Origin of the sequence: Ferdinandcohnia sp. FSL W7-1320 (genome assembly GCF_038050315.1) — a bacterium.
GTDB lineage: Bacteria > Bacillota > Bacilli > Bacillales > Bacillaceae_L > Ferdinandcohnia > Ferdinandcohnia aciditolerans.
In genome coordinates this window covers 312,501-326,671 of the sequence record NZ_JBBPAM010000001.1, presented here as the reverse complement: position 1 = coordinate 326,671, position 14,171 = coordinate 312,501, and the positions used below count along the sequence as shown (strand labels likewise).

At 40.1% G+C, this 14,171-nt stretch carries 13 protein-coding genes, 2 tRNA genes and 2 rRNA genes (1 of these 17 only partly in view); 4 read left to right on the top strand and 13 right to left on the bottom strand.

Features of this window, described 5'->3' with window-relative positions; genetic code table 11:
- The first annotated feature begins 338 nt into the window (after positions 1–338).
- The 3 genes from NST91_RS01670 (at position 339) to NST91_RS01660 (ending at position 2,714) form a co-directional block, all read left to right on the top strand.
- A complete protein-coding gene (locus NST91_RS01670; protein ID WP_341329731.1) occupies positions 339–1,064 on the top strand; it encodes a CPBP family intramembrane glutamic endopeptidase in 726 nt (241 codons plus the stop codon).
- A gap of 3 nt (positions 1,065–1,067) precedes the next feature.
- Positions 1,068–1,277, top strand: a complete 210-nt coding sequence (locus NST91_RS01665) for a YdiK family protein (protein WP_341329730.1) — start codon at positions 1,068–1,070, stop codon at positions 1,275–1,277.
- A 103-nt stretch (positions 1,278–1,380) separates the two neighbouring features.
- Positions 1,381–2,714, top strand: a protein-coding gene (locus NST91_RS01660) for an IS3 family transposase (RefSeq protein WP_445724474.1) whose coding sequence is annotated in 2 segments (ribosomal slippage) — positions 1,381–1,791 and positions 1,794–2,714 — 1,332 coding nt in all. Because the reading frame shifts where the segments join, the coding sequence is not laid out codon by codon here.
- A gap of 67 nt (positions 2,715–2,781) precedes the next feature.
- On the opposite strand, the gene tatC is transcribed toward NST91_RS01660, so the two are convergent.
- Genes tatC through moaC form a run of 4 tightly spaced genes read right to left on the bottom strand, consistent with a single transcriptional unit; the run spans position 2,782 to position 4,945 of the window.
- On the bottom strand, positions 2,782–3,531 hold the full coding sequence (gene tatC / locus NST91_RS01655; protein ID WP_341329728.1) for a twin-arginine translocase subunit TatC: 750 nt from the start codon (positions 3,529–3,531) through the stop codon (positions 2,782–2,784).
- A 16-nt stretch (positions 3,532–3,547) separates the two neighbouring features.
- On the bottom strand, positions 3,548–3,739 hold the full coding sequence (locus NST91_RS01650; RefSeq protein WP_010285546.1) for a twin-arginine translocase TatA/TatE family subunit: 192 nt from the start codon (positions 3,737–3,739) through the stop codon (positions 3,548–3,550).
- Positions 3,740–3,774: 35 nt separating this feature from the next.
- On the bottom strand, positions 3,775–4,434 hold the full coding sequence (locus NST91_RS01645) for a redox-sensing transcriptional repressor Rex (RefSeq protein ID WP_121449575.1): 660 nt from the start codon (positions 4,432–4,434) through the stop codon (positions 3,775–3,777).
- A 28-nt stretch (positions 4,435–4,462) separates the two neighbouring features.
- On the bottom strand, positions 4,463–4,945 hold the full coding sequence (gene moaC, locus NST91_RS01640; protein WP_341329727.1) for a cyclic pyranopterin monophosphate synthase MoaC: 483 nt from the start codon (positions 4,943–4,945) through the stop codon (positions 4,463–4,465).
- Between the two features lie 133 nt (positions 4,946–5,078).
- Between moaC and NST91_RS01635 the strand changes: the two genes are divergently transcribed.
- Positions 5,079–7,013 (top strand): ABC-F family ATP-binding cassette domain-containing protein, encoded by a 1,935-nt coding sequence (locus tag NST91_RS01635; RefSeq protein ID WP_341329726.1) that lies wholly within the window; start codon positions 5,079–5,081, stop codon positions 7,011–7,013.
- A gap of 285 nt (positions 7,014–7,298) precedes the next feature.
- Here the strand turns inward: NST91_RS01635 and tsaD are convergent, their stop codons facing one another.
- The 9 genes from tsaD to NST91_RS01590 all read right to left on the bottom strand — a co-directional run.
- Complete coding sequence (gene tsaD / locus NST91_RS01630) at positions 7,299–8,315, bottom strand: tRNA (adenosine(37)-N6)-threonylcarbamoyltransferase complex transferase subunit TsaD (protein WP_341329725.1); 1,017 nt, start codon at positions 8,313–8,315, stop codon at positions 7,299–7,301.
- The gene (gene rimI / locus NST91_RS01625; protein WP_445724473.1) at positions 8,308–8,775 is read right to left on the bottom strand and encodes a ribosomal protein S18-alanine N-acetyltransferase; all 468 of its coding nucleotides are present in this window, start codon (positions 8,773–8,775) and stop codon (positions 8,308–8,310) included. Before rimI ends, tsaD begins: the two co-directional genes overlap by 8 nt.
- Positions 8,776–8,777: 2 nt before the next feature.
- Positions 8,778–9,470 (bottom strand): tRNA (adenosine(37)-N6)-threonylcarbamoyltransferase complex dimerization subunit type 1 TsaB, encoded by a 693-nt coding sequence (gene tsaB / locus NST91_RS01620; RefSeq protein WP_341329724.1) that lies wholly within the window; start codon positions 9,468–9,470, stop codon positions 8,778–8,780.
- Positions 9,467–9,925 carry a tRNA (adenosine(37)-N6)-threonylcarbamoyltransferase complex ATPase subunit type 1 TsaE gene (gene tsaE, locus NST91_RS01615; RefSeq protein ID WP_341329723.1) on the bottom strand — a complete coding sequence of 153 codons (459 nt, stop codon included), beginning with the start codon at positions 9,923–9,925 and terminating at the stop codon, positions 9,467–9,469. Before tsaE ends, tsaB begins: the two co-directional genes overlap by 4 nt.
- Before the next feature lie 162 nt (positions 9,926–10,087).
- Positions 10,088–11,104: a thiamine-phosphate kinase gene (gene thiL, locus NST91_RS01610; protein WP_341329722.1), complete on the bottom strand. Its 1,017-nt coding sequence runs from the start codon at positions 11,102–11,104 to the stop codon at positions 10,088–10,090.
- A 1,006-nt stretch (positions 11,105–12,110) separates the two neighbouring features.
- A tRNA-Asp gene (locus NST91_RS01605) sits at positions 12,111–12,186 on the bottom strand.
- Positions 12,187–12,189: 3 nt separating this feature from the next.
- Positions 12,190–12,266 (bottom strand) — tRNA-Met (locus NST91_RS01600).
- Positions 12,267–12,422: 156 nt separating this feature from the next.
- Positions 12,423–12,538: ribosomal RNA gene (rrf, locus tag NST91_RS01595) — 5S ribosomal RNA — on the bottom strand.
- 63 nt (positions 12,539–12,601) lie between these two features.
- A 23S ribosomal RNA gene (locus NST91_RS01590) occupies positions 12,602–14,171 on the bottom strand; it runs 1,362 nt beyond the window's last position.

Below are 14,171 nucleotides of genomic sequence, written 5' to 3'. Positions count from 1 at the left end.
ACAACCTCCTCAAATAATATAGATAATTAGTTTCGTCTTCTTATTAGCACTCAACTCATCTGAGTGCTAACACAATTATTATATTAAATAATCTCTACTTATTTTGCAAGTCATTTGAGATAGAAATTTACAAAAAAGTTCAATTTTATCATGCGAAACTTGGCCCACCTATCTATCCTATGTTATTGGCAGGAAAAATAAACCAACAAATTACTTTCTTCAATGAAAATTTGAATTTGCATAATACTAATGGATATAAGCGAATATATGATACAATACAAAAAGTGGACAAAAGTATAAAAACTTGATATTTATTCCAACTACTAAAGGAGATTTTCATGAAAGCTCGTTATTGGTATGTCATTTTAACTTACATTATCATGCAGTTCTCTGGAATTTTAGGTATCCCGCTTCTATTGCTTTTAGGCATCGGAGATGATGTTGACCCGAATACGATTATTGCCCTTTGGACTGTTATTAGTTTTGTGGCGGCACTTCCGATTGTTTTATTTTTATTAAGACAAGATATTAATGAAAGACATCAAAATCTTCATCGTTCTTCAAAAGGAGAAGCGATTGGATGGGCAATAGCAGGTATATTCATGGCAATGACTGCTCAGGTTATTGCAGCTAATATTGAGATTCATTTGCTTGGTATTGAGGCTGGTTCTGAGAACACCCAAGAAATTATGGCCTTGGTAAAATCCCTACCACTGCTTATAATCGTAGTTTCCATTATTGGGCCAATCCTTGAGGAAATTATCTTTCGCCAAATTATTTTTGGTTCCTTATATAAAAAATTTAACTTTTTCATTTCTGCCCTGATTAGTTCGTTAATCTTTGCAGTAGTGCATATGGACTTTACGCATATTCTGATTTATACAGCGATGGGCTTTACCTTTGCCTTCCTTTATGTACGGACAAAACGGATTATCGTTCCAATCTTTGCACATGTTGCAATGAATACTTTTGTTGTAGTGGTTCAAACGATTTTTGCAGATGATATAGAAAGGATCATGAAGCAAGCCGAGAAGCTGCAACAGACATTTATTGGAGGCTTTTAATTTATGCGAAGAACTTCACCTTTTGTAATGGGCATCATTTACACGCTAATGGGGATTCTGTTTACCTATATTGCGATTAATAGTGCAACAGAGACCGTTTGGAACTTCTCTACCATCCTTCTAGCACTTGTCGCAACATTCGACTTTGGTGTGGCTATCCGAATGTTTGTCCTTCACAGTAAAATAAAAAAGATCTCAAAAACAAAAAAATAACCTCACAATAAACTGTACCCTGTGTAGTAGACACATTAAAAAAAGTCTGCTGCACAGGGTCTTTTTATGTACAATAGATTAAAAATAGTGCGGGAGAGATAGTATGAGTAAAAAAATATTCTCGGAAAAAGAGATCGAATTACTAGCTAAAAATCCATATGTAAAATCAGTAAGTCCCAAAGGTATTACCTATTCAGATGAGTTTAAGGAGCACTTTATAACTCAAAATGACCTGGGGAAGTTTCCTAGAGAGATATTTGAGGACTGTGGGTTCGATACTGAGGTATTAGGTATGAAACGGATTGAGTCTTCTGGAAAAAGATGGCGAGAAGCTTATCGTAAGCACGGAATTCTAGGACTTCGTGATACAAGATCAGGAAACTCAGGTAGACCAAGGGAAAGAGAGCTTTCCACTGAAGAAAAATATGCAAGGTTAGAGGCCGAAAATAACCTGTTGAAAGCAGAGAATGAACTATTAAAAAAGATACGATTCGCAGAAAGGGGGATGAAGAAGAAATAAAATTGTCAGCTGACCAGAAATTTAACCTTATTCATTCCGTTATCGAGAAATACAATCTAACAAGGATGGTAACCCACCTCTGTAAAGTAGCTGGTGTGTCCCGTCAGGGATACTATAACTACTTTTCTGCTAAACAAGTTCAGAGAAGGAAGGATCGGGAGAAAAAGGATGAATCCCTTCGGGACCTGGTTTTAAAAGCATACAATTTCAAGAACCGTAAGAAAGGGGCTCGTCAAATTAAGATGGTATTGGCAGGTCAGTTTAGTGTTGTTTTCAATCTTAAGCGAATCAGAAGAATCATGAAGAAATACGGGATTGAGAGCCCTTTTAGGAGAGCGAACCCCTACAAGCGCATCATTAAGGCTACGCAGGAGCACAAGGTCGTCCCGAACTTACTTAACAGGGAATTCAAACAAGGAATCCCACACAAGGTCCTTCTTACGGATATAACCTACCTATATTTCGGAAAAGGTAAAAAAGCTTATTTATCAACCATTATTGACGCTTCCACCAATGAAGTCTTAGCTCATCAGGTCTCTGATCGAATTACTTTAGATATCGCTACGGATACACTTAAGAAGTTAAAGAAAAACAGGAGAATCAAACTGGCTAAAGGAGCTTATATACATTCTGATCAGGGAGGTCACTATACCAGCCCTGTTTATCAAAAGCTGGTGAAAAAATTCAAATTGGAACAATCAATGTCTAGGAGAGGTAACTGTTGGGACAACGCCCCACAGGAATCATTCTTTGGTCATTTTAAGGACCTGGCTGATATAAAATCATGTGAAACTTTAAAAGAACTTAAGCAAGAAGTGAAAGCTGCCATCCACTACTACAATCACTACAGATATCAATGGAATATGAAAAAGATGACCCCTGTTCAATACAGAGATCATCTTCTTAAAGTAGCCTAGCTTTTTTTAAAATGTCCTTTACAAGGGGTACAGATTACAACGGAGGTTATTTTTTTTATAGATTTCCCTACTCTATCGAATTTGCCGCTTCCATTTCTGCTTTTAGTGCCTTCCTGTAGGCACTTTTTGATACAAGAATACTGATTTCATATAATCCGAATAACGGTACTGTAACCATTAAATGCGAGATTATTTCAGGAGGTGTGATTAAACCTCCGATGACTAATAGAATAAAATACGCGAACTTTCGTATTTTAGATAGAAACATTGGTGTTACTATTCCCAATCTTGTTAAAAACATCACAATAACCGGCAGTTGAAACAAAAAGCCAAACGGTAAAGTCAATTGCAACAGGAATTGAAAATATTCGTTAATTCCAATCACCTGATTTATATCAAGGCGTTCCGCTAACCTTGTCATAAAGTTCACTACAAACGGGAACAAAATAAAGTAGGAGAAAGAAACTCCTATTAGAAAAAGGATTACCGAAAGCGGAATATAACTCAAGGTTACCTTTCTTTCCTTTTCATATAAGCCAGGACTGATGAAGGCCCAAAGTTGATAAAGTAGAAAAGGAGATGAGATAACAAGGGCAATGATAAAAGCAAATTGCATATAGATTTTAATTGGATCTGTCATACGAAAAGCATTCATTGTCAGCTCTTTTGCTTCCTCTGCATTTTGCAAATAGAGAATAACTGGCTCTGCGAGAAAAAAGCTTCCTAATGCAACAATGAAGAAGAAAACGACTACGTAGATCAGTCGTTTTCGTAACTCTCCAATATGATCATAGACGGACATTTCTTTTTCATTCATGTGACTCATCCTATCATTACTTCACATCTTGAGTTTCATTCTTCTTAACATCATCATCGTCATCGTCTGCTAAACCTTTTGTTGCGTTTTTAAACTCACGCAATGTATTACCCGCTGCTTTTCCTAGTTGAGGCAACTTCTTCGGTCCAAAGATTAATAACGCTGCAAATACAATCAATAAAATACTACCGAATCCAAGACTTCCCACTGTAAGTCACCTCCCTACAATTATAAGATCTATTATTATTCTTCACTTGAATCATTTGAATCATTTGAATAATGCTTTAAGAAATATACAAGGGCTTGTAGTTCTACGGCCAAATCAATATGGTGAACCCGAATATGTTCAGGCACATTGATTCGTGCTGGGGTAAAATTAAGAATACCCTTGATCCCTTTATTAACCAAGCGGTCTGTAATCGACTGAGCTGCCCCAACCGGCACCGTTAGAATAGCCACCGTTACATCATCAGGCAATTCTTTTTCCAGGTCATCAAGATGGTGTACCTTTACTCCACCAATACTACTACCTACCTTATTATAATCCACATCAAACGCAAGCTCAATTTTTGTATTATTATTTTTTGAAAAATTATAATGTAAAAATGCTGTACCTAAATTCCCTACACCGATTAAAGTAACCTTCGTTAACTCGTCTTGATCTAAGGTCTTACTAAAAAAGGATAATAAATAATTGACATTATAACCATACCCCTTTTTTCCCAATGCTCCGAAATAAGAAAAATCTCTCCTAATTGTTGCGGAATCAACCTTAACCGCATCACTTAGTTCTGCAGATGAAACCCTCTGTTTTCCTGAGGCATGCAAATTTTTCAAAAATCGATAGTAAAGTGGCAGCCTTTTGGCAGTTGCTTGTGGTATTTTTGATTGTTCAAGATTCACCTTAATTCCTCCACTAACTTGGAACTAACTATAGCTCCCTTATAAAATCTCCGTTCTTTCCACCTGTTTTTTCAGCCAAATAAGTTGGTCCAATGACCATTCCTTTATCAACCGCTTTACACATATCATAGACAGTTAGCGCACAAACAGATGCAGCAGTAAGTGCTTCCATTTCGACACCTGTACTGCCCTTTGTTTTAACTGAAACCGTGATATTTAAAATATATTCATCTTGGATTGTCCAGCTAAAACGTATATCAACGCCCTTTAATGCCAATGGATGACACATCGGAATTAACTCTGACGTCTTTTTGGCTGCCATAATCCCGGCAACCTGAGAAACAGCAAGGACATCACCCTTACTAACCTCATTATTTATTATTTGCTCATAAATGATTTTATTTACAGTAATACTTGATTTTGCAATTGCTGTACGGACAGTATCTGCTTTTTCCGTAATGTCGACCATCTTGGCACGACCTTGCTCATTAAAATGGGTAAATGATGACATAAACAAACCCTCCCATAAACTATACACTATTTTAACACATCTGTCTTTGATACATCTGTGAACAATATCATTGCAGTTGCTCTAATTAGACAATATAAGATACACTGATGATAGAAACAAGAGGTGAAATAACATGATTTTACTACAAGTAAATCAGCTCAAAAAGTATTTTGCTGCTGATCTTATATTATCGAATATAAAGTTAGAAGTACAAACTCGCGACCGTATTGCCATCGTTGGACGAAACGGTGCTGGAAAATCAACACTTTTAAAAATTATTGCTGGCCATATGTCTCATGATGGCGGTGAAATTATCAAACCGAAAAGTGTTACCATTGATTACCTCGCTCAAAACACCGGACTTGAATCGAGTTTGACCATCTGGGAGGAAATGCTAACTGTTTTTGCCTCCTTACAAAAGCTTGAAAAAGACCTTAGAGACTTAGAGGTTAAAATGGGAGACCCATCCCTCTTTGAAAATCCGGTTGACTACCAAAAATTACTTGAAGAATATGATCAGCTACAGGTTGATTTTAAGGAAAAGGGAGGCTATCAATACGAAGCTGATATTCGATCCATTCTACATGGTTTTAATTTTACAGAAGAAGACTACCAAACCAAAATATCCAGCTTAAGCGGCGGTCAGAAGACACGCCTTGCCCTTTGTAAACTATTACTAACCAAGCCTGATCTGTTAATCTTGGACGAGCCAACTAACCACCTTGATATCAACACACTTACGTGGCTAGAACAATATCTACAAGGATATCCTGGAGCACTATTAATCGTATCCCATGACCGATACTTCCTTGATAAAGTGGTCAACCAAGTTTATGAAATTTCAAGACACACAAGCACCAGATATGTCGGTAACTATAGCAACTATTTAAAACTCAAGGCTGAAAACTATGAACTTGAGTTGAAAAAATATGAAAAACAACAAGAAGAAGTGGAAAAGCTAAAGGATTTCATCGCAAAAAACCTAGTTCGAGCTTCAACCACCAAGCGTGCCCAAAGTAGACGAAAGCAACTTGAAAGAATGGAGCTAATGGACAGGCCGTTAGGTGATGAAAAGTCAGCTTCCTTCCGATTTGAAATCGAGAGGCAAAGTGGAAATGACGTACTAAGTGCAAAAGATATCACCGTTTCGTACGAAAAAGGCAAACCGATTATCAAAAATATTAATTTCAATATTTACCGTGAAGATAGCATTGCTTTAGTGGGTCCAAACGGAATCGGAAAATCAACCTTACTAAAAGCAATTATTGAAAAACTCGACAACGTAGAGGGAACATTTCGCTTTGGTTCACATGTGACCATCGGTTACTATGATCAACAACAAGCGGACCTCAACTCGAACAAGCGAGTTTTAAATGAATTATGGGACGAATACCCTCTTAAAACTGAAAAAGAAATCCGTACGGTTCTTGGAAACTTTCTCTTCTCAGGGGATGATGTGTTAAAAACCGTTTCAACCTTAAGTGGTGGCGAGAAAGCAAGACTTGCCCTTTCGAAGCTAATGATGGAGAAATCTAATTTTCTCATTCTTGACGAGCCTACCAACCACTTAGACCTTGATAGTAAGGAAGTACTTGAAAATGCTCTAATTGATTATCCCGGTACAATCCTTTTTGTTTCCCATGACCGATATTTTATTAACCGCATTGCAACAAAAGTGTTTGAGTTATCTAATGAAGGACTTACAGAATACTTAGGTGATTATGACTACCACCTTGAAAAGAAGTTTGAAATGGAGGAACTCGCAAGGCTAGAAGCCCAAGAGTCAAAGAACACCAAACGTGAAGTGGTCCAAGAAAAGACATCCTATGAACAAGAAAAACAATTAAAGAAGCTTGAGCGTCAAAGAAAACGCAGAATCGAAGAAATCGAGTTGGAAATTTCAACAATCGAAGAAAAAATCGAAGAAAATGAACAGCTTCTCTGTGATCCAGAAGTCTATCAAAATCATGAGGAAGTTCAACGAATTAATGAAGAAAACGAAAAATCCTCAGCAAAACTTGAAGCGCTTATGGAAGAATGGGAATCTCTCCACGAAATCAGTGGATAACTAACATCCTAGAACTTTACACCTATCAACAAAATAAAGATATCCCCATCTCTAATTTTTAGAATGGGGAATTTTTTTGATTACTTACACAAAAAAATATAGTTATACACTATCTTATCCACGTTATCCACATAATCCACACTTATCAACAGACTTATCCACAAAAAATGTCCACAAATACATATTAGTTATTTCGGTACTTTTTATAAGTTTTCCACAAAACCTGTGATTATGTGGATTATTTATCAACAAAAAAGCCCTCTTTAATAAAAGAGGACTTTTTGACTATCTTTCAATGTCTAACCCAGGATTAGCATTCAATGCGTAAGACGAACGCTTTCCTTTTTCGTACAACACACTACCAACTGCAGCAATCATTGCGGCGTTATCTGTACATAATGAAAATGGAGGAATAATGAGTTTAACCTCTGGCATATCAGAAAATGCATGCTCTAAAGCTGCACGAAGCCCTTTATTTGCGGCAACCCCACCAGCTAGTAATACTTGTTTTACCTTATATTCTTTAGCTGCCTTCACTGTTTTAGTCACTAAGACATCGATCACACTTTCCTGAAAGCTTGCTGCTAGATTCTTCGGATCAATGGTTTCTCCTCGTTGTTCAGCATTATGAAGGGTATTAATAACAGCAGATTTTAATCCACTAAAACTAAAATCGTAAGAATCCTCTTCTAGCCAAGCTCTCGGTAAATCAATCGTTGCTGTTCCCTCATGTGCAAGTCGATCAATGTGTGGCCCACCTGGATATGGAAGGTTAAGAGTTCTAGCCACCTTGTCATATGCCTCACCAGCAGCATCATCCCTTGTTTCCCCAATCACTTTAAAAGATGCATGCTCCTCCATGTAGACAAGCTCTGTATGGCCCCCTGAAACAACCAATGCCAATAATGGAAACTCCAGCTCCTCAACCAATCGATTTGCATAAATATGACCTGCAATATGGTGGACTCCTAATAGCGGAATATCATGGGCAAATGCTACTGCTTTAGCAGCATTAACACCTATTAACAATGCTCCTACTAAACCAGGGCCCTCCGTCACTGCAATACCATCAATATCCTCAAAACTCTTATCTGCCTGTTTTAAAGCTTCTTCAATTACCAGTGTAATAGCTTCAACATGATGCCTTGAGGCGATTTCTGGAACGACTCCGCCAAAGCGTTTATGACTTTCGATTTGAGATGCTACAACATTTGATAATATTTCTCGTCCATTTTGTACGATTGAAACAGCCGTCTCATCACAGCTTGTTTCAATTCCCATGATTATTTGGTTATCACTCATTTAAATTCACCCACATAACTAGCGCGTCTTCGTTATTATCAGTATAGTAATTTTTTCGGATCCCACCAGGCTTAAACCCTAATTTTTTATAAAGGTTTTGGGCGACATGATTAGATACTCTAACCTCAAGCGTCATTGTAGCAGCCTGGTGCTGCATCGCTAAAAGCTTTGCCTGCATAAGTAAGGCTTCCCCAAGCTTTTTCCCTCTGTATTCAGGAAGAACTGCGATATTGGTTATATGAGCCTCATCCAAAATAAGCCACATTCCACAATATCCAATCACTTGATCGTTATCAGTCATGACAATATATTTGGCAAACTGATTATGAACAAGCTCATTATAGAAGGCTTCCCTCTTCCAAGGTACTGTAAATGCTGATTTCTCAACCTTCATCACACCATCAATATCTTCTATTGTCATGAAACGAAACAAAATTTGTTGTTTAATGATCTCTTCCATTCTTACCCCTGCCTCTTCCCTAACCAATTCGCCTCCGCCTCTGCCAAACGTATATAATTTGGCACAAATGTATGAACATCTACAGGCGCTTTCTCCATCCCTAATATGGCCAACTCACTTGGTCTCGGATTCCAATCTGTATATGGTGCAACATATGCGAATTGCTCTAAATCTGTTTCTATCTGTTCTTTGTGGATAACTAGATCATTACCGATGAAAAGAACCGGTGTTTCCCTCTTTCTAAGTTCTTCTAGCCAATCTGCTAATAAAATAATTTTATCTTCTTCAACGCAGGTTAGCCTTTTTTCTTCATATCTATAAAGCCCTGTATAAACTTGGCCACGTCTTGCATCAAATATTGGCGAAATGGATCCATTAAAATGCCGACCATTGGCCGCCACGACTTCTAAACTTGAAACTCCCACTAAAGGTATTTGCAATGACCATGCCAGTGTTTTCGCAATCGTTACACCGATTCTGACACCCGTATAAGAACCAGGGCCCATCGCGACAACGATTCTATCAAGCTCCTTTGGCTTAATCCCACATTCCTCCATTAACTGTTCAATTGTAGGCATCACGCGGACAGAATGGTTTTTTGGCAGATTTGTAATCACCTCACCAATCACCTTTTCCTGATCCACAATCGCAACTCCCAATACATAATTGGATGTATCTATAGCTAACACTTTCATTCGCTAAATAACTCCTCACATAAATGTTGATACCTTTCCCCTATTGGTATCACCGTAATCTTACGTCTCGTATCCCCTTGGTGTTCAATCCTAATAGTGAGTCGATCCTTAGGTAATCGGTCTTCAATCAGATGAGCCCATTCAACAACAGTCACACCCTCACCTTCAAAATACTCATCAAATCCCAGGTCCTCATCACTGTGTTCCAAACGATATACATCCATATGATACAACGGGATTCTCCCTTGGTATTCCTTGATTATCGTAAATGTTGGACTGTTCACCGTTCTTGTCACGCCAACTCCTTTTGCAAGGCCCTTAGTAAACGTAGTTTTTCCTGCCCCTAAATCACCCTCAAGAGTTATCACATCACCTGGCCCAAGCTTTTCGGCCAAACGATATGAAAAACTCCCCGTTTCATCGGGTGTATTTGTAATAAACTCAAATTTATCCATATATTCCACCTTATTTCATCAAATGCGCCTTGGCGTATTTGCGCCCGATTTTTTTTGAGCAAGCTCAAAAAATTTCCTTTGAAAAATCGTGGCATCCGCCGGAGGCCATAACTTTATTCAGCTGAGTTAAATCCCTACCTAAAATCGTACACTTTTTACATACTACTTCTCTGAGTTGGGATTCTGCTGAATAGAGTTAAAGTGATTATACCCTTTCATCTCAAGCTTTTGAAGTTCCTTGCCTCGATTCAAAAATACAGCAGGACCACCTTCCGAGACAGTCCCAATTTTTGAAAGGACATAACCATGTTTTTTTGCTTTTTTCTCTAGTATAGCCCAATCCGATGCAGCCATAGTGCCGATCAATTCAAAGTCCTCTCCACCATATAACGCAAACTCAAGTGCACGGTCTTTATATTGATCTAATATGGCTTCACTGAATGGAATTTTATCAAAATCTATTGTTAAAGTGACACCACTCGCTTTTGCAATCTCATTTGTTTCACTTGCTAGACCATCACTAATATCGTTCAAAGAAACTCTTTGGAAAGTTGATAGTAATCTCCCCATTTCCACTCTCGGTTTCGGATACTGATGTTTGTGGATAAGAGTTTTCTCTGGCTCAGTAAAAGAATGGTCCTTACCATTATGTAATAATAAATTTAAACCAGCAGCAGAATCCCCTACCGATCCTGTGACAAAAACAATATCTCCTGGCTGTGCATGGCTTCGTAATAAATGAGTATCTTTCTCAACCTCACCTAGAACAGTCACCGTAATAACCAACGTCTCAGCAATCGAAACCGTATCGCCACCGATTAAATCCATTTTGTACCTATCTGCTAGCATTGCCATACCTTCATAAATCGATAACAAATCTGTTTCATTCCATTCTTTTGGAATTGCAATCGACACTAAATAGTAGGTTGGAATTCCACCCATCGCTGCAATATCACTAATATTAACAGCCAATGCCTTATAACCCACTTGAAATGGGTCCATTGTTTGAGAAGTAAAATGAACACCCTCTACCATCGTATCCATGCAAATGACTTGTTCCATATCTTGTGTTGGACGAAACAGCGCAGCATCGTCACCTATACCTGCAATTAGTCCGGATTGGGCAACACGTTTTGGTTTAATTTGATCAATAAAGTGAAATTCGTCCTGCAAAGCCATCAAAGTCACTCCTATTAAGTCGAAAGAAACTATAAAACACAAGTAGTAAAAAAAGCCTTAGGACAACTCCTAAGGACCTTAGTACATCATTATAAGTTTACCGTATTTCAACAAAATCAGCAAAAAAGAAATAAAAAATTGGTTGTTAAGTGAGATAGGTGCGGAGGTGGTTATGTACGGATCGGATGGTAATATTTATTATTGGTGTTGAGTTGATGATGGATCTTCGATTGGGGTTAGACTATTAGCTCGATGAAGGACTTTTCGTTGGGGGTTGCGCTGCGGGCGGGCTTTCATCTGCTTGATGAAGGACTTTACTTAGGGCTACACGTTGTTTTCGGGCTTTCATTCGCTTCATGAAGGACTTTACCTAGGGCGTTACACTGTTTTCGGGCTTTCATCTGCTTGATGAAGGACTTTCGATTGGGATTCTTACTGTGTTCGGTCCTTCATTTCTCATGAAGGGGATTTCGATAGGTTACTTTGCTCACTATTCCCTTCATAACCCTTATGAAGAGGATTTCCACCATTTTCTTTGCTCACTTTCCCCTTCATAACCCTTATGAAGAGGATTTCCACCGTTTTCTTTGCTTACTATCCCCTTCATACTCCTCATGAAAAGGATTTCCACCATTTTCTTTGCTCACTTTCCCCTTCATAACCCTTATGAAGAGGATTTCCAGAGTTTTCTTTGCTCACTTTCCCCTTCATAACCCTTATGAAGAGGATTCCAACAGTATTAAGTCGTAGTTTTCCCTTTCATTGCTTTAGATAAAAGCTTTACGGAAAGTTCCGGCTAGTAATTCTATATTTTATCTTTTTCTTAAATCCATTACTCCTTCAATTAGGTTTTACTTTATAGGTTGTTATCAAACATAAATAATGTAATAAGATGTTCACACCATAAATAGAAAAAACCACAGCATCAGTAGCTGTGGTTTTCTCAAATGGTTTAAATTTCCGCATAAAAAAAACGAAACTACAAAGTTTCGTGTGTTTGTATATATGGCGGTCCCGACCGGGATCGAACCGGCGATCTCCTGCGTGACAGGCAGGCATGTTAACCGCTACACCACGGGACCATTTGGTTGCGGGGGCAGGATTTGAACCTACGACCTTCGGGTTATGAGCCCGACGAGCTACCAGACTGCTCCACCCCGCGATAATAGAAAATATATAGTTTTTGTTATGCGCATAGTTAGCTGTTGACTGTCCCTTCCTCTGCAAGCTAAATCAAGAAGCTTAATCCGTCGGGACAACTCGCAGTAACTTCGATGATGCAACGCTCGTTGCTCCACCCCGCGATAATAATATATAAGCCTAGCGACGTCCTACTCTCACAGGGACAAAGTCCCAACTACCATCGGCGCTGAAGAGCTTAACTTCCGTGTTCGGTATGGGAACGGGTGTGACCTCTTCGCTATCGCCACTAGACTATGTTGAAGGATTCATTCCTTCAAAACTAGATAACGTACGTGCATTCATCTTCGAAGTATTTTGGTTAAGTCCTCGATCGATTAGTATCAGTCAGCTGCACATGTCACCATGCTTCCACCTCTGACCTATCAACCTCGTCATCTTCGAGGGATCTTACTAGTTTAACACTATGGGAAATCTCATCTTGAGGGGGGCTTCATGCTTAGATGCTTTCAGCACTTATCCCTTCCACACATAGCTACCCAGCTATGCCCTTGGCAGAACAACTGGTACACCAGCGGTGTGTCCATCCCGGTCCTCTCGTACTAAGGACAGCTCCTCTCAAATTTCCTACGCCCACGACGGATAGGGACCGAACTGTCTCACGACGTTCTGAACCCAGCTCGCGTACCGCTTTAATGGGCGAACAGCCCAACCCTTGGGACCGACTACAGCCCCAGGATGCGATGAGCCGACATCGAGGTGCCAAACCTCCCCGTCGATGTGGACTCTTGGGGGAGATAAGCCTGTTATCCCCGGGGTAGCTTTTATCCGTTGAGCGATGGCCCTTCCATGCGGAACCACCGGATCACTAAGCCCGACTTTCGTCCCTGCTCGACTTGTAGGTCTCGCAGTCAAGCTCCCTTGTGCCTTTACACTCTACGAATGATTTCCAACCATTCTGAGGGAACCTTTGGGCGCCTCCGTTACTTTTTAGGAGGCGACCGCCCCAGTCAAACTGCCCACCTGACACTGTCTCCAAGGCCGATAAGGCCTTCGGGTTAGAATTTCAATACAGCCAGGGTAGTATCCCACCGATGCCTCCACCGAAGCTGGCGCTCCGGCTTCCAAGGCTCCTACCTATCCTGTACAAGCTGTACCAAAATTCAATATCAGGCTGCAGTAAAGCTCCACGGGGTCTTTCCGTCCTGTCGCGGGTAACCTGCATCTTCACAGGTACTATAATTTCACCGAGTCTCTCGTTGAGACAGTGCCCAGATCGTTACACCTTTCGTGCGGGTCAGAACTTACCTGACAAGGAATTTCGCTACCTTAGGACCGTTATAGTTACGGCCGCCGTTTACTGGGGCTTCGATTCAGAGCTTCGCTTGCGCTAACCCCTCCTCTTAACCTTCCAGCACCGGGCAGGTGTCAGCCCCTATACTTCGCCTTGCGGCTTCGCAGAGACCTGTGTTTTTGCTAAACAGTCGCCTGGGCCTATTCACTGCGGCTCTTCAGGGCTATGCACCCTAAAAAGCACCCCTTCTCCCGAAGTTACGGGGTCATTTTGCCGAGTTCCTTAACGAGAGTTCTCTCGATCACCTTAGGATTCTCTCCTCGCCTACCTGTGTCGGTTTGCGGTACGGGCACCATTTACCTCGCTAGAAGCTTTTCTTGGCAGTGTGGAATCAGGAACTTCGGTACTATATTTCCCTCGCCATCACAGCTCAACCTTACGGTAAGCGGATTTGCCTACTTACCAGTCTAACTGCTTGGACGCACATATCCAACAGTGCGCTTACCCTATCCTCCTGCGTCCCTCCATCGCTCAAACGGTAAAGAGGTGGTACAGGAATATCAACCTGTTGTCCATCGCCTACGCTTTTCAGCCTCGGCTTAGGTCCCGACTAACCCTGAGCGGACGAGCCTT

What these genes read in the sequence shown, in the direction of transcription:
- tsaD (WP_341329725.1), bottom strand. Translation starts at nt 8,315, where the DNA reads ATGAGTGATAACCAAATAATCATGGGAATTGAAACAAGCTGTGATGAG.
- rimI (WP_445724473.1), bottom strand. Translation starts at nt 8,775, where the DNA reads ATGGAAGAGATCATTAAACAACAAATTTTGTTTCGTTTCATGACAATA.
- NST91_RS01635 (WP_341329726.1), top strand. Translation starts at nt 5,079, where the DNA reads ATGATTTTACTACAAGTAAATCAGCTCAAAAAGTATTTTGCTGCTGAT.
- NST91_RS01670 (WP_341329731.1), top strand. Translation starts at nt 339, where the DNA reads ATGAAAGCTCGTTATTGGTATGTCATTTTAACTTACATTATCATGCAG.
- moaC (WP_341329727.1), bottom strand. Translation starts at nt 4,945, where the DNA reads ATGTCATCATTTACCCATTTTAATGAGCAAGGTCGTGCCAAGATGGTC.
- thiL (WP_341329722.1), bottom strand. Translation starts at nt 11,104, where the DNA reads ATGGCTTTGCAGGACGAATTTCACTTTATTGATCAAATTAAACCAAAA.
- tsaE (WP_341329723.1), bottom strand. Translation starts at nt 9,925, where the DNA reads ATGGATAAATTTGAGTTTATTACAAATACACCCGATGAAACGGGGAGT.
- tatC (WP_341329728.1), bottom strand. Translation starts at nt 3,531, where the DNA reads ATGAATGAAAAAGAAATGTCCGTCTATGATCATATTGGAGAGTTACGA.
- NST91_RS01665 (WP_341329730.1), top strand. Translation starts at nt 1,068, where the DNA reads ATGCGAAGAACTTCACCTTTTGTAATGGGCATCATTTACACGCTAATG.
- tsaB (WP_341329724.1), bottom strand. Translation starts at nt 9,470, where the DNA reads ATGAAAGTGTTAGCTATAGATACATCCAATTATGTATTGGGAGTTGCG.